The sequence below is a fragment of the Paenibacillus sp. P4_E11 genome, from assembly GCF_056401635.1.
The window spans coordinates 1-24,504 of the sequence record NZ_JBFUIX010000024.1; the positions used below are offsets into that span (position 1 = coordinate 1).

Genomic DNA, 24,504 nt, shown 5'->3' on the forward strand with positions numbered 1-24,504 from the left:
ATGTAAGGATGCGAAAAAAGCTATTTAGTTAGTAGCTTGGACTGGCAGTTTGGACTGGGGGAGGGTTAGGCGAAATGTCGTACCGACCATTAACTTGCTCTCCACTTCCATCCTGCCGCCATGGTCCATCACGATCTTGTGACAGATCGATAATCCAAGGCCTGTTCCATTATCCTTGGTCGTATAGAACGGATGAAACACCTTGTCCATCTCCGCTTCCGGAATACCCTTACCCGTATCCTCGATTTCGATAACCGCATCATCCTCACTTGCATAGAGCCGAATCGTAACGGTACCTTCATCCGGCATGGCTTCGAATGCATTTTTGACCAGATTCAGGAACAGCTGCACCAGCTTGTCTTGATCCATCAGCATCTCCAACTCGGGATTTGCCGGTTCATATACGATAAGATGACCTAGCCGCAGTGACTCAGACTCCATTAACGAAATAACTCGATGGATGCATTGGTGAATCGGCCTGACCTTGAAATGAGCCACATGCGGCTTGGAAAACTGCAGAAACTCAGCCGTCAGCTCACTCATCCGATTAATCTCGTCCATGATGAGCTCATACCAGGGCTCGATATTGTAGTGATTGGATCTCGAGATTTGCAGAAAGCCCTTGACTGTCGTGAGTGGATTGCGGATCTCATGAGCCATACCCGAAGCTAATTCTCCCACTACGCGCAGTTTCTCCGAACGCACCATCAGATTCTCCCGTTTCAACCAAATCTCGCTCTTCATGTTGAACAGCATCTTCTCTGCGGCATGTATCAATTCTTCCCTATTCGCTCCATCTGCTGGGTACAAGGCGTATCCGTATGTGATTTGCATCCCTGTAAGCTTAGGGATTTCCGATTCCAGCAGTTGATGGATGTTCGTCACTCGCTGCTCGGCGTTGTTGCCATGTATGGCGAGAGCGAACTCATCTCCTCCGTACCTGGCTATCATATAGGCGTCGGAGAATACGACCTTCAATCGTTCGGCGATATCTTTCAGGATCCGGTCCCCACCCGCAAAACCTTGCACATTGTTCATGGACTTGAGATTCGTGCAATCGATAATGATGAGGATGAGTGGCGTTTTGTTGCGGATGAGCTTCTCCACTTGGCGGTGATACTCTTCGTAGTTGAATAAGCCGGTCAAGGCATCATGCATCGATAAGATGCGATTTTGCGTATCGAGATTTTCCTTGTTTTTCTCGGATTTGAACAAATAGTTGCTGAGGTAGATAGCGAGTGCGAAAGAGAAGGCGTCATACCCAATGACAAGAAGATTGTAATCGGTCACTGCATTGTAGGTCAGACGGATGAAGGAATAGGTGGCTGTGTAGATGAACCAGAGTGTGATATTGTTGAGCGTGGATTTGACAGGATAACAGTCGCGACCAAGTAGTAGTAAATACAAGGGATGAACCCAGTTAATCTGCACATACCCATGAAGTAGGGCAAGCAGCAGGAACCGGACGGGCATCAGCCGGGGATAGCGCAGTTCCAGAACGTAGACAGTCAAGAACGAAATACCGCTCACAAGCATAAGCCAAGGATGCGGAGAAAGTCCGAGGAATAATGAGGAGAGAATAACCCATACAGCGTACATCGGTACGAGAAGACGTGAGACCATTGACCTGAACCTCCACCCATAATCAAGTTCTACGAATCTTGCAAGCTCTTGCTATTAGCAGGAACTCATAAAGTGCCGTATTACGGGAACACTAAGTCGAATTTGAGAAAAGAGGAGGTCGATACCATGGACTCACAAGGAATAGAGCGAGAATCATTCGTTGCCGCACAGAAGAACGGCGACGGGGATCTGACCGCGTTCAAAACGTCTTCGGGCCGTGTGCTGGATTACACCCAAGCACTCCAGGAAGTGAATATGGGCAAGATTCAAGGTGTGAATATGTTCAAAGGTCGGGATGGCGAAATGTACATCCGGGGCGACGCCGACGGCGATCCAACAAACAACTTGGACAATCTCCCAGGTTTCTGAGCTAAGAGAATAGTAAGTTCCAGGCCAGGCATCTGACGATGTCTGGCTTTTTGTCATATTCTATGTGGCAGAACCCGAGAATGTATAAATGCGATGCTGCTCCAGAAACGTCATGTCACCGGTCTTCCCGATGAACGTTGGCATGGTATCGCCGTAGTGCATAAGCCACGTCCTGCGTTGAATTTCATTCGGTAAAGTAAGCAACTGAGACAGTGTAGTGTGTACGATTCCCGATCCTTCCAACTGGCAGTCGTGAAGAATATGCGCACAATTACGATTGTTCGCAATGTGTAGCAGCATAGATTCGTCGAACGTAACGTCCCCGCTATAAAAAAGATGGTCGTTCATAATAATAGAGTAGCTTTCCATGTTCGGATAATGATGTGTGCGTAGGAGCTCAATGGTAAGTCCAGGTTGGATTTCAGATCGGTGACCTGCTTTCAACAGAACGATATCAAAGTAGTTATCCAGGTCGCACGGTCCTTCCACTGTATTGTTCAACCCTGCCTTCAAGGAGTGCTCCCATAAGGGCTCGATTAATCCGGCTTCTATATATAAAGTGGGTCGAATCTGATACACATATTTCATCCGAAGTGCATATTCCTCCAGCCCTCCGATATGATCAGCATGCAGGTGGGTTATAAGCACACCCTGGATGCTGCTTAAAGGTACGTTCATCTGATGAAGCGACCACGGAGCTGTAATGCCGCAATCGATCATGAACGTATAACCGTTACACGTAATCAGCGCGTTGTTGTTAAAGTACTTCTTGGCAAAAGCTGATCCTGTACCGATCATTTGGAGCTGCAACTGCATGATGAACCTCCTTACGGGCGCTTGTACGCATTAGTATTAATTTAACACGTTTATTTGGAAAAAAAAAGAATTGTTCTGTCGACAATTTTCGCAAGTGGAGCAAAAAATTGTCGCCATCCGGGCATTCGCGGAGGCCCGAATCGCGCTGAAGCCATACATTGCATGTGAAGGGTAGGGACCCCAGTTCCCGGAGCCCACCCATGTGAAGGGAGCAGACAGCGAAATGGCCACGAAAGCGAAAAAAAAGCAGCCGACACCGAGCTCCAGCCAATCGTACCAGATGAAAATCGTCACCTCGGACGTTTGCTTCGTTTGCAAGAAGCAGTGTGCACGAGGATTACGCTATCTGGAACAGATGAGTCGCCCTGGAGCGACTGGCAGGGGAGTGCCGTGCATTCTGACCCGGTATAAAGCCTAGTGAACCGGCAGGACGGATCCCAGCAGGGAGCCGTCCTATTGGACGTATGGGATGCATTAGTGCTCGATGCGGTGTGCGTGCGTATACACATTCATCCCGGCGCCTCGCAGGAATCCGACTGCGGTCAAGCCGAGCTCATCGGCCAGCTGCAAGGCAAGATCGGTCGGCGCTGACTTGGACAACAAGGTGGGGGCTCCGATCTTAACCGCCTTCAGTACGACCTCGGAAGCGAGTCGACCACTGAATACGATAACCTTGTCCGTCGTCGTCATGCCTGTCTGCAAGATGTGGCCATACAGCTTGTCGAGCGCGTTATGACGGCCGATATCAGCGAATGTGGCCAAGAGTGATCGTCCATCGGACAATGCGGCTTGGTGGACGCCACCGGTATCCCGGTGCACGTCAGATGAAGCGTGCAGCAATTTCATTAATGTGTAACACGTCTCCGGAGAAAGCGTCAATCCACATTCAGTGTCGAGTGGCTTGGCCGTCTGCGCATCCGCGTGGAAGTAGAAGGACTGCCGCCCTTTGCCGCAGCACGAAGCAATTCTACGTTTGGAGAAGAGTGCTGGATCAAGCGCCGAGCGGTGATGTAGATCCACGAAGGCACGACCTGCTTCCGTGTCGATTAGCAGACTAGCGATGTCCGCCGCCTGGCGGATCGCGCCTTCGGAGGCAAGGAAGCCTATGACAAGCTGCTCCAGATCGGCCGGGGTACATACAATCGTCGCGAATTCACGGTCGTTCACATAGACCGTTAACGGATATTCGGCGACCACAATGTCGTCGAACGGCTCCCAGTGGTCGGCCTTATATCGGCGGATCGGCCAGGGGGTTGTGATGGGGAGTTGGTCATTCATGTTCGCGGATACCTCCCTTGCTTTACCAGATTCAAAGTTTTTTGCGAGAAGGGGTGAACGAGAGTTGCACCCGTGCTATGATAAGCATATACCAAGTTTCTGGAAAGTTACAGCCATCTTAATCCAATTAAGGAAGTGTACATATGGGGAAAACGAAGCATACCGGCCCAATGAAGCTGAACAAGTCACCGAAACCTTCCCTCTGGGCGAGCCGTATCCCGCTTGGTCTTGGAAAAGTAAAGCCTCATCATATTCTGGATACGTTGAAAGTGGTCTATGACAATCGTGATAACCTGCCGTATGCTTATCGTATTCTAACCCAAGGCGTCTGTGACGGCTGTGCGTTGGGCGTATCCGGCCTGCGCGATCAGACGTTGTCGGGGCCGCACTTGTGCACGACCCGGTTGAACGTGCTGCGCCTGAACACGATGCCGGCGATCGAATCGCACTGGTTCGAGGATACCGCACGGCTCAGCGCGATGGACAGTACCGCCCTGCGCAAGCTCGGGCGCATCCCTTATCCGATGTCCAGACGGAAAGGGGAAACGAAGTTCACCCGCCTCACCTGGGATGAGGCGCTGAACCGGATCGCGACGAAGATTCGCGATATCGATCCGAAGCAGTTGGCGTTCTATCTGACCGCACGGGGCATTACGAACGAAGTGTACTATACGGGTGCCAAAGTAGCCCGTTTCCTTGGTACGAACAATGTTGATAACGCTTCCCGTATATGCCACTCCCCGAGCAAGACCGCGCTCAAGCGTTCCCTCGGCATCTCAGCGTCTAGCTGCAGTTATAAAGATTGGATCGGCACTGACGTGCTCGTCTTCTGGGGTTCGGTTGCCGCCAACAATCAACCGGTCTCGACGAAGTATATGTATGCGGCCAAGAAGGCCGGGACGAAGATCATCGTCATTAATCCGTATCGGGAGCCGTCGATGGAGAACTACTGGATTCCATCAATCGCCGAGAGCGCGCTGTTCGGGACGAAGATCGTCGACTCGTTCGTGCAGGTGAACATCGGCGGGGATATCGCCTTCATGAATGGCGTCATGAAGGTATGGTTCGAGATGGAGGCGGAGGAGCGCGGCTCCGCCATCGATTGGCGGTTCGTCGAAGCCCACGCGAAGGGCTGGGACGAACTGCGGGAACACGTCCAGGCGTTGCCGTGGGACGTGCTGGAGCGATCGTCCGGCCTGTCGCGGACGGAGATGGTGGACTTCGCCCAGATGCTGGCGCGGGCGAAGAGCGGGGTGTTCGTGTGGAGCATGGGGCTGACGCAGCACCGCTTCGGGACCGACAACGTGTCCCAGGTGGCCAACTTGGCCATGCTCCGCGGGTTTGTTGGCCGCGAGCATTGCGGCGTCATGCCGATCCGCGGCCACAGCGGCGTCCAGGGCTCCGGCGAGATGGGCGCGGAGCCGATGTCCCTCCCGGGCGGCATCTCCAACGTCGCATCGAACCGGGAACGGTTCGAGCGCTTGTGGGGATTCGAGCTGCCTACGTGGGAGGGGGACATCGTCGGCCTGACGCTGGAGAACGCGCTCTTGCCCGAGACGCATGAACGGCGCACCCGCCTGTTCTTTACGTCCGGCGGCAATTTCTTGGAGACGATGCCGGATCCGGAATTCGTCCGTCAGTGTCTGGAGGCGGTGGAGCTGCGCGTGCATCAAGATATTATCTTGAACACGTCCGCACTCGCCGAAGCGAAGGAAGAGGTCATTCTGTTGCCGGCGATGACCCGCTATGAGCAGCCGGGCGGCGGTACATCCACGAGCACGGAGCGCATGGTGTATTTCAGCCCGGAAATCGAAGGCCCCCGCGTGGAGGAAGCCCGCGCCGAGTGGGAAATCTATGTGGATTTGGCGCAGCGGGTATTCCCCGAACGTAAGCATCTGATCGAATTCCAATCCGCGCAGCACATACGCGACGAAATCGCTGCTGCCGTCCCTTACTACGATGGGGTACAGCATTTGCGCCGTAAAGGGGATGTGTTCCAGTGGGGGGGCGCTTGGTTATGCGAGCAGGGCGTATGTCCGACCGAGGATGGCCGTGGAACGCTGTTGCCGATTCAATTGCCGGAGCTGCGTAAGCCGGAAGGGCACTTCTACGTCACAACTCGACGTGGCAAGCAGTTCAATTCGATGGTGTATAGTGAGAAAGATCCGTTCAATAATGCCATGCGCGAAGACGTACTCATCCAGCAATCAGATGCGGCCTCCCTGGATATTCGCGAAGGGGAAGCGATTGCGGTATACAATGCACACGGTACGTTCATCGGCCGAGCGAAGTTTGCCGAGATCAAGGCAGGCAATATCGAGGTATACTGGCCGGAGGGCAATGTGCTGCTGCCTAAGGGCGTCTATGAACCGTACGCTGGTATTCCGGAGTATAATACGACGGTTGTAGTAGAGAAAGCAGATACGTATATTGCTCATAAGGATACCCGTTATGCCGAGCGGCGTATCGCAGAGCTTGAGATGGAACCAAGCTGAGTGAAAGTCTCCTGCTAGATGAACAATCCCTGCAACATCAGGGCTGAAAGTCCTGGTATTGCAGGGATTAAGGGTCGTAATGTGGGATATGTGTTATCTATTGTTTCTACTCATGAATTGCAAGATCAGCCGATCGAGTTGTTGGCTCACTTTCAACACGCGCGGGTGTCCCATGTCGAACTTGTAGTGCTTGGCTGTGGCATGAAGATGTTGTTGCAACCGGTAAATTTCCTTTTGTAGATCATGACCGCTGTGCATGAGTACTCCTGCTTTCTCGCTGCGAGTTTGGTCCTCTGGTATTATTTTACTATAAAAACATAAAAAAGGGTACTGCAAATATAGTCAGCCTTTTCGTTGTTTTTTTAGGAGTGATCGCAACTCTTTGTCATATGGGGAGTATAATCTAGCAGATGAAATTGAGATGGAGGTTATGATTACATGAAAGGGAAACGACTGGTTGTCCTGACCCTCCTATTCACGGTACTCGGCGCGGGAATCGTATATGCGGGCTCCCCCTGGGGCGATTATCAAGGCTTCACGAAGGTGAAGGTGACCGTCAATAACAATGAGGCGGTAAGCGGCGAAGTTCCTGGTTTCGTCATAGCGGGCCGCGCGGTGCTTCCTCTGCGGGATTTAACGGATTCTTTGCAGGCTCTTGTGAGATGGGACGAATCGAACAAGACCGCAGAAATTTACAAACCGAACGTTCACATGTTCGTAGCGTTAGATGTTAGCAAGGATGACGTCATTAAACAGCCGTTCGGCAAGGTGAAGCGCGGCGACAAGATGAATTTCGTCGTATTTGCCCAAGTGGATAGCTTGAAGACTCCGATCTCCTACTTCAAGATCGAGATTCTGCACCCGGATGGCAGCGTGCTGCGTACCAGTGATCCATTAAGCGCCGATAACGACAGCTTTTGGTACAAATGGCCTTTCACAGGCGTAACATTCGATGCGTATGGCGATTACAAAGTGCGCTTCCTCATGAAGCTTGAGGAGAAGGACAGCTACACGGTAGTTTCCGAGAAAGTGATCAAATCCGAGTAGTCGGTTCGAATTGACCCACTCAGCCCAAAGTGATACTATAGGCTAGGTTAATTAAATCACCGATGAAAAGAGGACTTAACATGAGCGACCACCAGCACGATGAGAACTGCGCGCATGGAGACGATCACGAAGAGGATGTGTTCCTGGTCACCGACGAAGAAGGCCAAGAGCATGAGATGGTCATCGTATACACATTCGAATCTCAGAATCAAGCCTACGCTGTCATGATCGACCGTAACGATCCAGAAGCAGACGGCATGATATTCCGGGTCGAAGAGCAAGAAGATGAGGCTTTCCTGGTGAACATAGAGGACGATGAAGAATGGGATCGTGTATCGGCCATCTACAATCAGATTGTGGAAGAAGAATCGAAGGAATAAGTGTTACCAAAGCCCTGTTGCGTATACGCAGCGGGGCTTTGGTATGAACGGATTAGATAGTATAGCCCCAGATTTGTTAAAGAACATAGAAAAACCAGATAACGCATCAAGACGCTGTCTGGTTTTTCTATGTTCCTGCTATGTAAGGAATTTTGCTGTTAGGGGCCGGTAGTTGCTTTATTTGCGCGGGTTGAAGTACATGACCCTGCCGTTGAACAGATGCAGCTCAGCCTTCAGTGTCTTCGCCAAGTATTTACAAAGCTCATTTCCTTTGGCCTTGTCACCATGAGTCGAGCCAGATGGGAGAACGACTTGGACGAAGGGACGTTCTGTTTCTGTTTCTTCGGACGCCTTGCTGCCGATCCCAAGAATAATATGTTTGTAAAGGGGGTCCGTGCCTTTGAGATAAAACCATTGATCTTGGCCTTCGGGTTTCGTCTCGATCGAATAAGGGAATGCCGAGTCCGAATAATCCCAACCGAGCTGCTGGCCCGTCTTCTTCAACTGATCTTTGTAATGCAACAGACGTTCTTTCAATTCATCAACCGTAACCGAAGGGACAGCGGAGCCGTCAGTCAAATACATGTAAGCGCTTTGCGCCATGAGGACACCTACCTTATATGCATACAAGTTCATGACCATCATAGCATTTCACTTTACCTAATACAAGGCAGGAAAACGCGTACGGAGGCCAAACTACCCGATCTCATTAAGAGATCGGCGTAGTCTCCACGATTACTTTCACCTGTTGAACGGATCGATCCTCGGGCCCTTTGACCGGTAGTCCGACTTCCACGTGATCAACGATATAATTGATCTGTTCTTGGGAAATGACTTCACCTGGGAGCAGGATCGGGATTCCCGGAGGATACACATAGATGAATTCGGCTATGATGCGACCTGCCGATTCCTTGAATGGAAGGACCTCGGTATCTCCATAGAATGCATCTCTTGGTGACAACGACAAATGAGGGACCTCGGGAATCTTCACATTCAGCTCAGGTGGTGGGTTGCTCGGATCGTAACCCTTAGCAAGCTCAGCCAATGCTTCAAGGAGACAATCAATGGTCTCGCGTGTATCACCCGGCGTTACCAGGCACAGGATATTGTACATATCGCTGAGTTCGATCTCGATGTTGGCATGCTCGCGCAACCAGTTTTCCACATCGTAGCCGGTCAGACCCAGATGGCGAACATGAATCGTTAACTTCATCGGATCGCAATCGAATGTAGCTTCGCCGCCTAATATTTCTCTGCCGAAGCAGTACAAGCCTGGCATTTCATTAATCGATTCGCGTGCAAACTGCGCCAGTTCGATGGCTTGCTCGATCATGGCACGGCCATTGAGTGCCAAATTCCGGCGAGAGGTGTCGAGCGATCCGAGCAGCAAATACGAGGTGGAGGTTGTCGTCAGCATGCTGATGATGGTCTGCACCCGTTTCGGATTAATGCGATTGCCCTTCAAGTTCAGCACCGAGCTTTGCGTCATGGAGCCGCCCAGCTTGTGTACACTTGTAGCCGCCATATCTGCGCCAGCCTGCATAGCGGACAGCGGCAAGTCTTCATGGAATTGCATCAACACCCCATGTGCCTCATCCACTAACACAGGAATGTCGTAGCTGTGCACGAGTTCCACAATTTCTTGCAAATCCGCACATATACCGAAGTAGGTTGGATTGATCACAAGCACGGCCTTTGCGTCCGGATGGCGTTCTAGAGCACGTTTCACGGAACGTGTCGTAATGCCATGATCGATGCCGAGATTCGGGTCACTCGCTGGCGAGATGAACACCGGCTTGGCACCTGCGAATATGATGGCGGACATAATCGATTTGTGCACATTGCGTGGAACGATTATTTTATCGCCTTCGCCGCATACGGACATGATCATCGTCATGATCATACCACTCGTACCTTGCACGGAGAAGTAAGTATAATCGGCGCCGAATGCATCGGCGGCCAGCTTCTGAGCTTCTTCAATGACACCGGTCGGTTGATGCAGGTCATCCAAAGGTGCTATATTGATTAAGTCAATGGAGAGGGCGCGATCTCCAATAAAGGTACGAAATTCCACATCGGTTCCGATACCTTTCTTGTGCCCCGGAATATGGAACTGCACCGGATTTTTGGCTGCATGTTCAGTTAGTGCGGTAAAAAGGGGAGTGCGACGGTGGTCCATCTGGTCATCCCTRCCCTTCAATAGGAGTCGTAGTAGTAAGTTAACAAGCTTGAGTATATCAAAAACAAACGTGGATGCAAGGGCAGATTCAGGTTTTGCCTGAGAAGAAACGGATAGACTGTTATTAAGAACTCAACTTTCGCGGCTAGTTATCTGCGAAAGTTGAGTTAAGAAGCGACTTCGAGGTGAAAACTGTGAATTTTGTCCAAGCATTTTGGAGCAAACAAAAGCAATTGTTTACTCCGTTCGTTACACAGCTACTAGTTATTATGTTTCTTGTAGAGTTTGTAAAGGGAGCCATTCTCATCTCCATCCTTCCCGTGTACATGCAGTCATCGCTCGGTATCTCGGCCTTTATCATCGGTTGGACGTTGGCTGTTCAATATATTGGCGATAATGCGTTCCGCGGCCCAATCGGATGGATGATTGATAAGATAGGCTATAGACCGGTCATGCTCACCGGTGTCATCCTGACTTTTCTCTCTGTCCTGTTAATGTATACCTTCTCGCACTATTCATGGATCATTGTGGCTTGCGCATTGCTCGGTATTGGCACGTCGCCACTATGGCCTTGCGTTATAACCGGTGCCACCGAATCAGGCGGCCACGAAGCGAATGGCACGATCATGAGTGTCGTGTATATGGCTTGGTTGAGCGGGGTTGGGATGGGACCCGTAGTCATCAACTTCTTCGTCGGCGATACATACTCGAATGCCTTCCGCATTCTCCTCGTCTTGACGGGCTTGAGCGTTGTCATCGCTATGTTCCTGCCTGGACAGAAAAATGGCGGAGGTGTGCGAATTCTCGTCCAGCTGTGGAAAGCCCGTCCGCATGAATCGAATCAGCAACCATTCTCGACGCGAATGGAAGCGTGGATGGCTGACCGGATCGATCGGTCCCGTCGGTACATCTCGGAAGTTAAAGCTTCCCTGCACGTCAGCTGGGTGTTCTACCCCGCTTTGTTCGCGCAAACGTTCGCATTAGGACTTTTAACGCCGGTTCTGACCATATATGCTCGCAGCGTTCTTGAACTTACACCTGCGCAATACAGCCTACTCCTCGTTGTCGGAGGCGCGATCACGGTATTGTTCCTCATCCCTGTCGGGAAGCTCGTGGATCGCTGGGGGGCGAAGTGGTTCGTAAATGCAGGGCTTATCGTAAGCGCCGTTACATTGCTATTGTTCACATTAGTGGACGGCATCATGATGCTGTTCGTCATGGTGTGTGCCCTGGGAATAGGCTATGCGCTCTTGATCCCGTCGTGGAACGCCTTGATTGCTTCGGTCATCCCGAAAGACAAGAGAGGGGCGGTATGGGGATTTTTTCTGACGATTGAAGGCTCCGGGACCGTAATAGGCCCGATTGTGTCAGGGGTGCTGTCCGATCATATAGGCTACCATGCCCCATTTATTACGAGTGGTATCGTCTTGCTTGCCCTGTTTGTTTTGCAATTGTTCATTTTTATTGACCGAAAAGTTATGGTAAGATAAGGTCGCTTGCTGTCATTCAGGCATTTCTGTAGGAGGATTCATATGAATAAACCAATGTTAACGATCATGCTCATCCTCGTGACGATCTTTATCGGATTCGGAATCATTATTCCCATCATGCCAGTGCTGGTGACACCGTTTCATCTAAGTATGATGCTCGCATTATACTCAGCGGTTTCGTTCCTGATGTCCCCATTATGGGGCTGGCTGTCCGATCGAATCGGGCGCAGGCCGATCTTACTCATGGGACTTGCCGGGTTTGCGATTAGCTTCCTTATATTCGGATTAGCGGACGGTCATCTATGGTTGATGTACGTATCCAGGCTGTTGGGCGGTCTGTTCTCTGGAGCAGCAACGGCTTGTGCGGTGGCATATGTAGCGGACATCACGACCAATGAAGAACGAACTAAGGGCATGGGACTTGTCGGGATGTCAATCGGATTAGGCTTTATATTCGGACCGGCGATTGGCGGATTGCTTAGTGGTGGCGATTACGGTCACCAAGTTCCTTTCTTTGCTGCTTCGGCACTTTCTGTCATTACGCTTTGTTTCGCGGCAGTTGTGTTGAAAGAGTCGTTACCGAAGGAGAAGCGCACGTCTCGTACCGACAAGCGAGTATCGCGCTGGACTGCATTTTCTGGACCGCTTAAATATTTATACGTCTTGTCGTTTTTCGTAACATTTACACTGGCGGGAATGGAAGCGACGCTGCAATATTTTGAGATACGACGCTTTGAGGCTACTGCTATGGATATGGGGATCCTGTTCTTGGTTAGCGGAATTGTAGGAGCAGGTATTCAGGGCGGTGTCGTTCGTAGGTATATCAAATCAGGTGATGAGACGAAAGTAATCGGTATCGGGCTTGTTCTATCGGCGATTGGCTTCTTCCTGATCCTGCTGTCGAGCAATCTGCTTACGGCTACGATCTATATGACGGTATTTGCTTCCGGGAACGCCTTGATCCGTCCGTGCGTAACGTCGCTCATCACGCAGAGGACGAAGGTAGGGCAAGGAGTAGCGTCCGGTCTCAGCTCTTCCATGGACAGCCTTGGACGGATTGCAGGGCCATTGATGGGGATGGGGGCCTTTCACTTGAATATCAATCTCCCCTTCTTAATCGGCGGTGTGTTATGCTTGGCGGCCATCACGTTATTGGTCGGTTTCCTCGCCGCAGACAGACGTAATCGTGGAATCCACTCGACCGTCTAGGAATAATCCGAAACGAATACTTTGAATCGTATTTTGCCGGTGCAAAATAAACGAATCAAAGTATTTTTTTTCTTGATGACTTTGAAAACGCTTTATCATATAATGAACACAAATCTCACATGTTAAAGGCATTATTGACTACTTGCACACACTCGACACCAGGGGGAATACATCCTTGTTCAAGTTCGTCCCACACTTCTCGAAGCGGCTCCGCTTCCTCATCACTTCCTGTGTCATTATCGTTTCTTTATGCAGTGTGCCTTACATATCTGCTGTCGGTAACGACAATCATCCCAAGTATATCTTGCTCAGGCTGGAGGATATCGGCCCTGGCGGACAATATGAAGGTCCTGAGCAATTGGGTAAGCTTAGAGCCGTATTGGAGTTGCTCAAGGAGCATAATGTCCGCTACCAGATGGCGGTAATCCCTAGATGGATTCAGATTGAAAAGGACGGCAAGCGATATGATGTATCGTTGGATCGTCAAGAGGACTCATACGTAAAGTCGTTCGTGGATATGCTGAAGCAAGCGGAATCGAGCGGCGCTGTGATCGGCATGCATGGATATACGCATCAGGTCGGCGATGTGCGACGGAATGACGGCCAGCATGAGTCGGGGATCGGCAATGAATTCAACGTGTCCGATGTTGCCGAGACGTTAACGACCACCTATGCGCAAGCGCGAGTAGATGAAGGCATCAAGGTGTTCACCGGAATCGGAATGCAACCGAAGTTCTGGGAAGCTCCGCACTATCATACGACGCCTGAGCAGGATGCCGTATTCCGTTGTTACTTCGGGTTGAATTACCAGGCAGATATGGGTAAAGACCGCAATGCTGTACGCCCTCAATATTCGGCTGGCCGCAATACGGGTCATGGTGCTGCTTCATTAGGTGCCGTGAATGTACCGACTCCGTTCTCCTATATTCCTTACAACCGCGATATAGATATTATCATGAATCAATTGGATAAGTCGGAACGCTTACCCTCATTTTTCTTTCATCCGTTCTTGGAGTTCAAGTATTTGACTCCTGTCACTGATGAGTTAGGTGATCCTGTCATGAAGGATGGGCTCCCCTTGTACCAATACCCTTATAAGGCCAAAAGCATCATGCAAAGGCTGCTTCCACAGCTGGAACAGAAGGCCTATCAGTTTATTAGCTTAACCGACTACATCCCATTCGTACCAGGCAAAAGCGTTCGCTTGGAGGACACGGTGGAGGGAAGCGTACAAGTTGCCGACGTGAATGGAGACGGTCAGACCGATATTGTCCAATGGGATGAAGCGAAGGGAGAAATTCGCGTTAAGAAGGGAATATTCACCGGCTACCGAAACGAACCCATCGGAGAAACATCGGTCTGGGCGCGTGTACCTTTCAAGGCTGGTGATGTGTGGAAGATGTTCGACGATAACGGGGACGGTCGCAGTGACCTGTGGATCATGCACTCAGATGGGCAATTGGACGGTTATCATGCCGATGACAATTCGTTCAAGCCTTATAAGTCATGGAAGGTTGGCAAATCCGGGTGGATCGATCTGTATGCGATTCATCAAGGTAATGACGGCTGGGTGTTGGCCGGCCAATCCATCGATCGTGCTCGCTTGGAAGCAATCGCAATATCGGGAAACGGATTCCAGCCGTTAGCACCCTTGATGTGGGAGAGGAAGCCTCCTCAATTGGTTGTCGGTGATTTGGATGGCAACGGCAAGGAGGAGCTGATCGTTCCTTTCACTCGTTCTTCACGTTGGTTGCAGTTGACTCCGAACGTCTCAACGTTGAAGTGGGATCGCAATGCACCAACGCTTGAACTGGCCACCGGGGAAGGCGGTACAGTCAAGATCGGCGACTACAATGGAGACGGGATGCAAGATGTTCTTTTCTGGAACCGGGCTCAGCAATCTTTTACGGTTTATTTGCAGGTGGAACCAATGAAGTTCCAATATATGTCCCGCATGGGCCCATGGGGACCTAAGAAAGGGAAGCTCATGATCGCTGATTTGAATGGAGATGGACGGAAAGATATCGCCGTCGCGAATGGCGAGGAACCGTATTTGGACACCGCATTGTCCTGGGAGTCCCGTAATTTTTTGAAGACTAGCCGTTAACCCAACTGTATAGAGATGAACCAGTTTTTCATGTTTTGACCTCTACCTAGGGTACTCCTGACCCTATACTAGTATAGATAGAAGGGGGAGTGGACCTCAAGCGTCAAGGGAGTTAACGATTGGTACGCAACGAAGAAGAAGTAATGAAGGATGGGAGGGAGGAGGTCTTTGGCCTTCCTTTTTTTCGTTAAAGGCATTGTCCTGATTGAAGAAGAGGGCTACTATAAATACATCACAACAGATGGGAGAAGTGACGGGTAGTGAATACAAGATGGCAAGGGAAAACTTGGGGAACGCTAGGAGACAGCATCACCGCCGCTGGTGGTTACCAGCCGTACGTTCAATCAGCTCTCGGGTTCTCGGAAGTGATGAACTACGGCAAGGGCGGCTGTACGATGACAGCGGGTGGAGACCGAGACTATGGGGCTACTACGCATGTGGGGAAGACAATCGATCCTACGCTCGATTGTGTGACGATATTCGCCGGAGTGAACGATTATCGCTTGGACAAGCCTATCGGCGTGTGGGGTACCGACGACATTAATACGTATTATGGAGCTTATAAGTCATTGATTGAACATATTTTGACCCATAACCCCACGTGCAGGATTAACTTATGGACACCTCTTCAGCGGGATAAAGACGGTTATGATACGATTCGCCTCAATGACGTGGGGCATCGTTTGGTTGATTATGTAGATGCGGTCAAAGTCATTGGACGGGAATACGCCTTACCTGTGCTGGATTTGTACGCGGAGTCGGGTTTCAACATACTTACGTTGGATACCTTCACAAATGACCGGCTGCACCCGAATGATGCGGGGCATCAGAGAATTGCCGGGATGGCCACAGCTTTCCTGTTGCGACTGTAAGACAAGAGAAGAGGACTACGGCTGGCCGGCCGATAGTCCTCTCATAATGAACTGCACCGTAATCTCGAGCTCGGCTTCATCATCCCACTTATATTCCGGCGCTAGCAAGTAACGTGCGATTAGAAAGCCGATCACTGTCGTAGCCGTGACCCGTACGACAGACAGAGGCGGGATGGTTGTAGTGATCAGGCCATCGGATTGGTATCGTTCGACAACCCGTTGCATGCGTACCACCACTTCCTTGGCTACGATGCCCTTGAGCTGCTCCCGGAGCTCTGGCTGGAACGGAATTTCTTGCAGCATGATCTTGACCAAGGGCATGTGGGATTGGACGAACGCCATTCGATTGCGAATAACCGAGCGTAAGAAGTCTTCGTACCGGGGGTATGACGCATCCAGTACTTTGGTAAAGTCTTTCAGGAAGAACGGAGCGATCAGCTTCACCATCAACGGAGAGACGATCGACAGCAGCAACTCCTTCTTCGTCTTATAATGACGGAAGATCGTTCCTTCGGCGACTCCGGCTTTTTGGGCGATTTCACTAGTTGAAGACCCGGAAAAACCTTTCTCCGCGAACACTTCTACCGCCGCAGTGACAATCTTTCGCTGCTTCTCGGTCATTTTCTCATCCGTGTCGTAGGCTAGCAGCAGTTCCTCTATCCACGGCTCAGTCGATTGTGACATTCGAATCACCTTGCTTTATAAGATAGTTGTCCGTTATATTCGGCGATGCTTCTTGAGGGCGAATACATTCAGAACCATAAAGGCTGTGGAGAAGGCCAGCAGAACATACACATCCCCTGCAATATCCGACCAGCCCTTACCGCGAATCATCACGTCTCGCAAGGCGTCAGCGCCGTATGTTAACGGCATGATGACCCCCAACCAGCGAAGCCATTCCGACATCGTGTCCATACTGAACAATCCTGAGAAAAAAACTTGCGGTACTATGATTAACGGAATAAATTGTATCATCTGAAATTCGTTGTTGGCAAATGCAGATAAGAAAGTGCCCAGTGTTAAAGCGGACATGGATAAGAGCAAGGTAACGAGCAAGACGTATCCGAACGAGCCTGCCATCATGATGTCAAGGACATCGATAGCGAACCAGGCGATCAGTAAAGCCTGGATCATCGTGAACACACCGAATCCGCCGATGTATCCGGTTACGATCTCCCAGCGGCGAAGAGGGGTGGCGAGCAGTCGCTCCAGCGTGCCGCCCGTTCGTTCGCGAAGAAACGAAACGCCCGAGATAAGGAAGACGAAGAAGAACGAGAAGAAGCCGATGAGCACCGGACCGAAGTTATCGAAGGCGGCCATCGTCACGGAACCGTGCAAGTACGTGATGGCCGGTTTCAACGCTTGACTGGCCGGGTTCATCTCCTGCAGCGTATTTTGTAACAAGAGCATCACAGACTTATTAGCAGAAGGATCACTCCCTTCCAGTTGAAGACTAGGTTGATTGTTGTTGAATTGCAGGATAGCATCGATGTCAGCGGCTTCAAGAGCGACCTTCGCTTCATCGACCGAATACCGGAATATCGTAGCTCCCTTGGTTTCCAGCATATGAACGACAGGCTCCGGTACTTGAATGACCGCGAGCTTAGGGGAGTAGGTATCCCCGTTAAACACGAGAGACATCAGGAACAGGATTAGCATTGGAGCTACGATCATTAGGGCGAGTGTACGCTTGTCGTGCCAGAACTGACGGATGATGCGAATGACCAAAGCTTGAACTCTCATACCGATGCACCTCCATACACAAGAAACGCTTCTTCAAGCGTATTCGTGTGCGTGGCTTGCTTCAGTTGTTCCGAAGAACCAGAGGCGATTAACTTACCGTCACGGATCATGCCCAGTCKGTGACAACGATCAGCTTCGTCCATAACGTGTGTAGTGACTAGAATCGTTGTGCCGTTTCGGCTGAGCGATTCCAGCTCATGCCAGATCGACTTGCGCAGTACTGGATCAATACCAACCGTGGGTTCATCCAGGATAAGGACGTCGGGTTCGTGCAACAGCGCGATTGCCAAGGAAAGCCGTCTTCTCATCCCCCCGGAATAGCTGCTTGTGCGTCGATTCAGATCCTCGGACAAGTTCACCAGATTCATAACAACCCCGATGCGTTCTCGCATAAACTTCCCCTTGAGGCCGTATAGCGCAGCGAAGAACTCGAGGTTTTCCCGAGCGGACAATTCGTTGTAGAGTGCGTCAGCCTGGGCCATATATCCGATACGGCCAAGCATAGATAGGTGAGGCATGCGCTGATCTAACAAGATCACTTCACCAGAGCTTGCTCCTTCAATACCGGCGATCATCTTGACAAGTGTTGTCTTGCCAGAGCCGGAAGGACCGAGCAGGCCGAATATTTCCGATGACGGAATGGACAGTTGAATATCGTGGAGCACTTCCTTGCTGCCGAAACGTTTGCTTACATGATTGAGCTGAATGCAGACTGATGCGGACATTAGATCAACTCCTTTTTTGATCAAAAAAAGTGAGTAATCACTCATATTTGCAGTATACAAAATCCTTCAGCACGTGTAAATAGATCTTAACCATGCCGTAGAGATTTATTTCCTCTGACCAATCATTATGGATCGAGGCGTACGATGCGGTATATGACGGCTGCTGCTTCTGCACGTGTAATCGGGTTATCTGGCCGGAACGTACCGTCTTCATAACCGTTGAACAAGCCAGAGGCAGAAGCCGCCTGAATCGTAGCCGAAGCCCAATGTGAAACAGAAACGTCTTTGAATGACACTTGAGACTTGCCGGCATCTTCTGCTGCGGTAAGTGCTTCACTACGGGTGAGAACAGTGGCGATCTCGGCTCGGTTGATCGGCTTGTCAGGCCGAAACGTCGCATCCGGATAACCGTCGATCAAGCCGTATTCAATTGCGGTGATGAGGTATGTCTTCCGGTTGGATTGGCTAATATCGGTCATCGAGGAAGTCGAATGATTCGATAGGAACAGTTCCTTGGCCTTCACGAGATATGTAATAAATTGTTCTCGCGTTATCGCTTGATCGGGCTTGTACAGCAGCTTGCCTTGTTCAGTGAACCCGTCGATATAGCCCTTATCTTGTAAACCTACGATACTCTGATAGGCCCAGTGCCCTTGTATATCGGCGAATTCAGATGGAATACCGTTCAGGCCAAGTACGTAGCGGACGATGGCTTTGTACTCCTCATCATGAAGAGAACCCGGGGCGTTCTCAGGCATGTTCGTGCTAATGAAGTCATAAGCCTTGTCATATGTACCATAATTACGCTTGAACTTGTCTCCGGCAATGTCAGGGTACTTCCTACTGCCATGCCCATCAGCCGCATGACACGATAAGCAGGATTGCTTATACAGCTCTTCCCCTGTATCCATGGCGGGAACCGTTGCGCCGGATTGAAGCGCGAGGGCTTGCAGGAAAACGGTAGAAGGGGAAGCCGCTTTGCTGAACAGTCCGAGTAATATTCCTACTGAACCTAGTACAGCCAGGCAAACAACGGAATGAAGAATAAGATAAGACCGACGGTTAATGTTCATACATCATTCTCCCTGATCCTTGAATCTAGTCTAAACTATAGCGCAAGGCTGTTACAATTTCATGACGAAACTTGGAAAAGGAGCAGCCAAAGTGGGCTGCTCCTTATTTTCGAGTCGGAACGTGTTCAATTGACGTTTACTGTTATTGTTTCTTTTCCGCTTCTTGCTTTTTGTGGAAGCCTTTGTGACTCAGCATATGGCGAACATGATCAGGTAGACGCTCTTTCATCTTGTCAGCTTTCTCAGCCGTCCATTTACCTGATTTCACAGCTTCGTCGATCTTCTTCATCTTCATGGCGATTAAGCGATCGGTTAAGACTGCTTCCTCGATTCCTTTGGCCTTCGCGACCTCAGCAATACTCTTGCCTGCCTTCAGTTCTTTCTTCAGCGCATCTGGCTCGATTCCAATTATAGAAGCGGCATCGGTAATGAGATGCATGCTCTGTTTATGCATATGGGCATGCTTGCGACCTGGCTGATCCTGCTCCTGGTTCTGTTCTTCCTTCTCCGCGTCAGGCTGCTTGGTTGGAGCACTTACAGCAGGCTCGTCTGTAATGACTCCAGCCGTTGCATACGTGCCAAGCCCTGCAACACTCAACCCGATTGTGAGAGTAAGCGATACAAAGTAACGTATTGCTTTCTCGGTTCCCAATAGGTACATCTTCGAACACACCACCTCTAATAGAATTGTGAAGCTCGACAGTAGTATGTGCAGCTTCAATCCATAATATAGGCGGTTTTCGAAAATTGGGGTTATAAGGAAATAGCGTATAGGGGCATTACAGCGTTGAATGTTTGCTCAATAACAGCTGTGAGTGCTTCCGGATCAGATAAGCGCGAGTCATCACGCTTCACGATGAGACCGCATAAGATTTCAGCTTTCTTCACGGTTCCCAATCGTTCGATCAAGCGGGCCAGATCTTCGTTCGACAAGTCCCGATCTAATGTAAATGCCGGATCCATATGATCGCCGGACCAGAAGAATGTATCCGGAATGAGTTTGCGAATTTCCACAAGACGTCCCAGCACACGTTCGGCGAAGCGGGTTTTATTGTCGCATTCATAGATGATGGCGAATTGGATGAACAGGTGGGTCGACCATAAGCCAACTTGGAAGTGGGGAAACCCCTTGTAGCCTTTCTTGCTGCTCGACCACGCTACCCAAGTATCGTCTGGCGCATTGATCGTCCGTCTGGCATGTCGGGCTACGTGAGGAAACATCGGCTCCCCGCAAGCAGCCGACAACCATGGCGCGGTTTGTTCGCCGATCTGCTGCAGCTTCGGACGCACCCGTTCAATTAAAGCGCTCATGCGGGGCTCTAAGCCTGGAATAGTAAACACATCAAAGTCTTGTGCGGTGAAAGTAGGCATCGTCACGATTGAATATCCTCCTGAAACACAAAGTTAACGCAGTCCTATGTAACGTAACCTAACCGTACACGAAAAGACGATCGTTGGCAAACGGTGTCGATGGAGCTCGAAGGAACAGAGGAATGTGACTTCAGAATCTATACTTGGATAGACTTGGTAAGTTATACTAGGATTAGACCGGACAAGACTTATGAGACCTATTAAAATAAAGCTTCGGGCAAAGGAGATGGATATAAGATGGGGAAGAAGCAAGTAGTGAGAAGTGTTGCGGCAGTGCTAGTAATGGGAGCTTGCTTTACAGCAGGAGCCTATGCCCAAGATACGTTGCAGAAAGTGGAGGCTTATTTAAGGCCTGATTTTACTGTGAGACTGAACGGGGATCCGGTGCCGATGCCCGAGTCGCCCCTCATCTATAATGGAAGCAGCTACTTACCACTTAAATTAACAGGGGAGCTGCTCAACGCCCAAGTCAGTTGGGATGAGCGCACCAAGTCGATACTTATAACACAGAGCCGATCTAACGTCGGTACGCCGGGCCAAGTTCCAGGGCAGCCGGGGGGGACTACACCAACAGGGTCAGCGGGGCTGAAACTGAAATATGCGTTCCGTTATGATCTGGTTTTTGAGTCCAATACGTATCCGGCTTTAGCAGTTATGGCTAACGATACGTCTTATTTACGCTGGATGGACATCCAATCCATGCCCTTCGACATGTCGGGTGTGAAGTTGATAACGGAGAAGTTAACCGGCGATTCGTACGTATCCGTTGACCAGATATTAGGTAAATGGGAAGGTAAAGTGTCGATGAAGCTGCGTACGACCCCGATCTACGTGGGTAAATTTTCAGAGGGGCAGAAGAAAGCGCTCGAACCTTATACGTTCAATAATGCGCTTACTGTTACACAGCTTGCGGAGAAGGAGTTCTTCGTGCTATCTCAGCAATTGGGGGATAATAAATTCATAGGCTACAGTATTCAGTTGCAGTCCTTTAACAACGGTGATACATGGAGCGTCCAGAATGTGAAGCAATCGTATCTGACCGATTGACCGGCGGATCGTGGCGACTCACGAGTAGCAGTTTGAACACAGACCGGCCCCTGAATCGCCATATGGCAGATCAGGGGCCAGAATCATTCGTATACTTGTACGCCGCACAGTGGAGGCGTGTACATGTGCAGAGAGACGACCCGCTCCGAATACGGATTACGCATCTGGTGAATCTGGCTGCGCTCCGCCAGGAACAGCTCCTCGCTGCGGGTGTAATGTACTTCGTTCTCCAGAGCGTCGCCGCTTTCCACAAGACGATAGATGACGTTGAGAAGCTGCCCCTCCAGCACAAGTGCGGCGCCGATCGATTGTCCATGGTCGTGGATTCTCGTCGCGGCATGAGCGGGCAAGTGAACCAAGATCACTTCCACATCATCACTTGTGTACAGTACCTTCCTGCCGTATGGCAGCTCGTCAGGTTGAGGGAGATCCCCCGCAAGCAGTTCCCTGTGCGCTTTCAGTCGCATCAAGGCGTCGATCAGTTGCTCGCATGACGGCTCACGAATCGATTGGATGACGGGTGAAATACAGTCTGTTAATAGAGTCATCTTCTGCCTCCTATTCATTATCAAAATATATGGAAGTCATAAGAATAACTTATGATTATTCGAATGAAACGGTACCTAGTCTTTATGGAAAAAGGGCGAATGCCTAAGCGGCTATCTGGATAGGCCTGACAAAGTCGGGCTTATTTTTTGCTTGTCCACATAAAAAATAATCAATAATCCAAGTTGCTAAAACATAAAATTCATAATAAGATAATGATAAGAAACAAATTGTCTGAACATTCTGTCAAAAACTCCCCCTTATGCTGCATCAGTGCGAGTCATCTTTTACAGAGCTTCAGAGACGTTTCTTTTACTTCAGGGGTTGGAATCATGTTTGGAGGGGATTGCCGTGAACAAGAGTTATGAGGTGGAGTATTGCAACTTGGAGTTGCGTTTCGATCGTCGGCAAATCCGCAATTTCATTAAAGCTTTGATTCAGGTCGGGTATTCCTTGTACTGGAATGAGAACGAGCAGCATTTCATTATTTCGATTCGATCAGGCCGGAAACTCATTAAGTTAAAGTTTCAACGACTCGGGGACCGCTACAAGATCGTAGGCGATTATTCGTTCAAGGATGAAAAGCTGGCTGAGCTGATGGAGAAGATGATCGGGGATACGCGGGGTCATGCCATCGTGAAACGATTCAAGGATCGTCAAATTTTGATCGAAAATATTATGTTCGGGGAAATTATCAGGATGGTAGAGATTTCGGGTGTAGAGCATAAAGTGTTGTTTCAAAAAGAGCCCGTCGTGACGATTGACGAAATCATTCAAGCCTTCAAGTCGAAGCGTGCGGAAGAACGTGCGGCAGTCGTAAGACTGGAGCTGGACTATGAACTTTCCGTGCTGCATGACGCCTTGTCGGTTGGCGAGGAGGAAGCTGTATCGGCAAGCAAGGAGCGGCTCATGGTGCTGCGAGAAGAAATGCTGCTGCTGGAGCTGTAAAGTTGACCATGTGCGGAGATAGAGAACCTAACCGATGAGACGCCCCTGTCCTGTATGTGACAGTGGGCGTTTTTGGCCGCGCTTGCAAAGGGAGATAGAGCGTTCTCTTGACATCTTGTTAACGTGTGCATGATATGCTATGATCGAGGCGATAGAGGTGGTAGCATGTCGGTTACAATAAAAGATATTGCCAAGCTTGCAGGCGTCTCGCATACGACCGTATCTCGCGCCTTGAATGACAGTCCGCTTATTCATGCCGTGACGAAACGCCGCATACGGGATATTGCCGAGAGCTTGAATTATACGCCCAATTACAGTGCCAAGAGCCTTGTTCTTGCGCGTTCTTTTCATATCGGGCTGTTCTTCTCCACGATTGATCAGGGGACAACGGCTGGATTTTTTCATGAGACGGTAAGCGGCGCGCTTCATGTGCTCAAACATCGCTATCATTTGATTGTGAACGCCATAGACAGCTACGAGGGGTCCTATTCCTCCGTGACCGCACAGAGTTTCGACGGTATTATGGTGATGAGTCAGAGTCATGATGATCAGGCATTCATTCGCTATGTATGGGATAAGGGGATTCCGCTAGTCGTCATTAACCGCAGCACGGAATCACTGCCCATCGTCAATGTGCTGTCTGATGACGAGACTGGTGTGTTCAATGCAGTGGAGCACATGATCGAGTACGGACATCGGCGTATCGCCATCATTGAAGGGAAGAGCGGCTTTCAGTCGGCTGAAGTTCGCAAGAACGGCTTCCTGCTGGCTATGAAGAAGCATGGCCTCGACGTTCCATTCGCTTATCAGGTGAAGGGTAATTATGATCTAGAGAGCGGTTATACCGGGATGCAATCACTGCTAAGCTGCGATCCGCTGCCGACCGCAGTATTCTGCTCCGGTGATGAGTTGGCCGTCGGCGCGATGAAGGCGGTGCTGGAACGAGGCTTGTGCGTCCCGGACGATATCTCGATCGCGGGCTTCGACGATAATGTGTTCTCGGCGTTCCTAACGCCAGCACTTACGACGGTGAAGCGATCGGTTGAGACGATGGGGACGATTGCAGCGGAGAGTCTGCTGCGTGTCATCGAACAGCGGCTGCAAGCACCCGAATCGATCTCGGTTCAGACGGAGCTAGTCGTACGCGAGTCTGTGGGCCGTAGGCAACACACAGAATAGAAATAGG

25 protein-coding genes are annotated in these 24,504 nt (G+C 50.3%); 12 read left to right on the forward strand and 13 right to left on the reverse strand.

From position 1 onward, the window contains the following. Window positions 1-24: 24 nt before the first annotated feature. Window positions 25-1,623, reverse strand: a complete 1,599-nt coding sequence (locus AC1DWB_RS11855; protein ID WP_477541269.1) for an ATP-binding protein — start codon at window positions 1,621-1,623, stop codon at window positions 25-27. A 126-nt stretch (window positions 1,624-1,749) separates the two neighbouring features. On the opposite strand from AC1DWB_RS11855, the gene AC1DWB_RS11860 reads away from it, so the two are divergent. After that, on the forward strand, window positions 1,750-1,992 hold the full coding sequence (locus AC1DWB_RS11860; RefSeq protein ID WP_477541270.1) for a DUF3892 domain-containing protein: 243 nt from the start codon (window positions 1,750-1,752) through the stop codon (window positions 1,990-1,992). A gap of 60 nt (window positions 1,993-2,052) precedes the next feature. Here AC1DWB_RS11860 and AC1DWB_RS11865 read toward each other — a convergent pair whose 3' ends face one another. Then, window positions 2,053-2,808, reverse strand: a complete 756-nt coding sequence (locus tag AC1DWB_RS11865; protein WP_477541271.1) for an MBL fold metallo-hydrolase — start codon at window positions 2,806-2,808, stop codon at window positions 2,053-2,055. A 223-nt stretch (window positions 2,809-3,031) separates the two neighbouring features. Between AC1DWB_RS11865 and AC1DWB_RS11870 the strand changes: the two genes are divergently transcribed. Beyond that, window positions 3,032-3,226: a hypothetical protein gene (locus AC1DWB_RS11870; protein ID WP_477541272.1), complete on the forward strand. Its 195-nt coding sequence runs from the start codon at window positions 3,032-3,034 to the stop codon at window positions 3,224-3,226. A gap of 56 nt (window positions 3,227-3,282) precedes the next feature. Here AC1DWB_RS11870 and fdhD read toward each other — a convergent pair whose 3' ends face one another. After that, window positions 3,283-4,086, reverse strand: coding sequence for a formate dehydrogenase accessory sulfurtransferase FdhD (fdhD, locus tag AC1DWB_RS11875; RefSeq protein ID WP_477541273.1), 804 nt, complete (start codon window positions 4,084-4,086; stop codon window positions 3,283-3,285). Window positions 4,087-4,229: 143 nt separating this feature from the next. On the opposite strand from fdhD, the gene AC1DWB_RS11880 reads away from it, so the two are divergent. Beyond that, window positions 4,230-6,581, forward strand: a complete 2,352-nt coding sequence (locus AC1DWB_RS11880) for an FdhF/YdeP family oxidoreductase (protein WP_477541274.1) — start codon at window positions 4,230-4,232, stop codon at window positions 6,579-6,581. 93 nt (window positions 6,582-6,674) lie between these two features. Here the strand turns inward: AC1DWB_RS11880 and AC1DWB_RS11885 are convergent, their stop codons facing one another. Next, complete coding sequence (locus tag AC1DWB_RS11885; RefSeq protein WP_477541275.1) at window positions 6,675-6,839, reverse strand: aspartyl-phosphate phosphatase Spo0E family protein; 165 nt, start codon at window positions 6,837-6,839, stop codon at window positions 6,675-6,677. Between the two features lie 180 nt (window positions 6,840-7,019). Between AC1DWB_RS11885 and AC1DWB_RS11890 the strand changes: the two genes are divergently transcribed. Further along, on the forward strand, window positions 7,020-7,628 hold the full coding sequence (locus tag AC1DWB_RS11890) for a stalk domain-containing protein (protein WP_477541276.1): 609 nt from the start codon (window positions 7,020-7,022) through the stop codon (window positions 7,626-7,628). Window positions 7,629-7,708: 80 nt separating this feature from the next. Further along, on the forward strand, window positions 7,709-8,008 hold the full coding sequence (locus AC1DWB_RS11895) for a DUF1292 domain-containing protein (protein WP_477541277.1): 300 nt from the start codon (window positions 7,709-7,711) through the stop codon (window positions 8,006-8,008). 177 nt (window positions 8,009-8,185) lie between these two features. Here AC1DWB_RS11895 and AC1DWB_RS11900 read toward each other — a convergent pair whose 3' ends face one another. Together AC1DWB_RS11900 and AC1DWB_RS11905 are read right to left on the reverse strand one after the other, a co-directional pair. After that, complete coding sequence (locus tag AC1DWB_RS11900; RefSeq protein WP_477541333.1) at window positions 8,186-8,611, reverse strand: DUF1885 family protein; 426 nt, start codon at window positions 8,609-8,611, stop codon at window positions 8,186-8,188. A 106-nt stretch (window positions 8,612-8,717) separates the two neighbouring features. Then, window positions 8,718-10,187 (reverse strand): aminotransferase class I/II-fold pyridoxal phosphate-dependent enzyme, encoded by a 1,470-nt coding sequence (locus AC1DWB_RS11905; RefSeq protein ID WP_477541278.1) that lies wholly within the window; start codon window positions 10,185-10,187, stop codon window positions 8,718-8,720. Window positions 10,188-10,381: 194 nt separating this feature from the next. On the opposite strand from AC1DWB_RS11905, the gene AC1DWB_RS11910 reads away from it, so the two are divergent. The 4 genes from AC1DWB_RS11910 to AC1DWB_RS11925 all read left to right on the forward strand — a co-directional run bounded on the left by AC1DWB_RS11910 (window position 10,382) and on the right by AC1DWB_RS11925 (window position 15,865). Next, window positions 10,382-11,677, forward strand: a complete 1,296-nt coding sequence (locus AC1DWB_RS11910) for an MFS transporter (protein WP_477541279.1) — start codon at window positions 10,382-10,384, stop codon at window positions 11,675-11,677. Window positions 11,678-11,719: 42 nt separating this feature from the next. Continuing rightward, on the forward strand, window positions 11,720-12,886 hold the full coding sequence (locus AC1DWB_RS11915) for an MFS transporter (protein ID WP_477541280.1): 1,167 nt from the start codon (window positions 11,720-11,722) through the stop codon (window positions 12,884-12,886). A gap of 175 nt (window positions 12,887-13,061) precedes the next feature. Further along, window positions 13,062-14,993, forward strand: a complete 1,932-nt coding sequence (locus AC1DWB_RS11920) for a DUF2334 domain-containing protein (RefSeq protein ID WP_477541281.1) — start codon at window positions 13,062-13,064, stop codon at window positions 14,991-14,993. 260 nt (window positions 14,994-15,253) lie between these two features. After that, window positions 15,254-15,865, forward strand: a complete 612-nt coding sequence (locus AC1DWB_RS11925; RefSeq protein ID WP_477541282.1) for an SGNH/GDSL hydrolase family protein — start codon at window positions 15,254-15,256, stop codon at window positions 15,863-15,865. 15 nt (window positions 15,866-15,880) lie between these two features. On the opposite strand, the gene AC1DWB_RS11930 is transcribed toward AC1DWB_RS11925, so the two are convergent. The 6 genes from AC1DWB_RS11930 to AC1DWB_RS11955 form a co-directional block, all read right to left on the reverse strand. After that, entirely contained in the window at window positions 15,881-16,549 is a 669-nt protein-coding gene (locus AC1DWB_RS11930; protein WP_477541283.1) for a TetR/AcrR family transcriptional regulator, read from the reverse strand. Window positions 16,550-16,582: 33 nt separating this feature from the next. Then, window positions 16,583-17,608: an ABC transporter permease gene (locus AC1DWB_RS11935; protein ID WP_477541284.1), complete on the reverse strand. Its 1,026-nt coding sequence runs from the start codon at window positions 17,606-17,608 to the stop codon at window positions 16,583-16,585. Next, the gene (locus tag AC1DWB_RS11940; RefSeq protein ID WP_477541285.1) at window positions 17,605-18,333 is read right to left on the reverse strand and encodes an ABC transporter ATP-binding protein; all 729 of its coding nucleotides are present in this window, start codon (window positions 18,331-18,333) and stop codon (window positions 17,605-17,607) included. Before AC1DWB_RS11940 ends, AC1DWB_RS11935 begins: the two co-directional genes overlap by 4 nt. A 125-nt stretch (window positions 18,334-18,458) precedes the next feature. Further along, entirely contained in the window at window positions 18,459-19,406 is a 948-nt protein-coding gene (locus tag AC1DWB_RS11945) for an S-layer homology domain-containing protein (protein WP_477541286.1), read from the reverse strand. A gap of 142 nt (window positions 19,407-19,548) precedes the next feature. Continuing rightward, the gene (locus tag AC1DWB_RS11950) at window positions 19,549-20,067 is read right to left on the reverse strand and encodes a hypothetical protein (RefSeq protein WP_477541287.1); all 519 of its coding nucleotides are present in this window, start codon (window positions 20,065-20,067) and stop codon (window positions 19,549-19,551) included. Window positions 20,068-20,159: 92 nt separating this feature from the next. Continuing rightward, the gene (locus tag AC1DWB_RS11955) at window positions 20,160-20,777 is read right to left on the reverse strand and encodes a YktB family protein (protein ID WP_477541334.1); all 618 of its coding nucleotides are present in this window, start codon (window positions 20,775-20,777) and stop codon (window positions 20,160-20,162) included. Window positions 20,778-21,014: 237 nt separating this feature from the next. On the opposite strand from AC1DWB_RS11955, the gene AC1DWB_RS11960 reads away from it, so the two are divergent. Continuing rightward, a complete protein-coding gene (locus tag AC1DWB_RS11960; RefSeq protein ID WP_477541288.1) occupies window positions 21,015-21,824 on the forward strand; it encodes a stalk domain-containing protein in 810 nt (269 codons plus the stop codon). Window positions 21,825-21,907: 83 nt separating this feature from the next. Here the strand turns inward: AC1DWB_RS11960 and AC1DWB_RS11965 are convergent, their stop codons facing one another. Further along, entirely contained in the window at window positions 21,908-22,372 is a 465-nt protein-coding gene (locus AC1DWB_RS11965; protein ID WP_477541289.1) for a cysteine dioxygenase, read from the reverse strand. 349 nt (window positions 22,373-22,721) lie between these two features. On the opposite strand from AC1DWB_RS11965, the gene AC1DWB_RS11970 reads away from it, so the two are divergent. Both AC1DWB_RS11970 and AC1DWB_RS11975 read left to right on the forward strand, forming a co-directional pair. Continuing rightward, window positions 22,722-23,318, forward strand: a complete 597-nt coding sequence (locus tag AC1DWB_RS11970; RefSeq protein WP_477541290.1) for a hypothetical protein — start codon at window positions 22,722-22,724, stop codon at window positions 23,316-23,318. Between the two features lie 165 nt (window positions 23,319-23,483). Then, entirely contained in the window at window positions 23,484-24,497 is a 1,014-nt protein-coding gene (locus AC1DWB_RS11975) for a LacI family DNA-binding transcriptional regulator (protein ID WP_477541291.1), read from the forward strand. The last annotated feature ends 7 nt before the right edge of the window (window positions 24,498-24,504 follow it).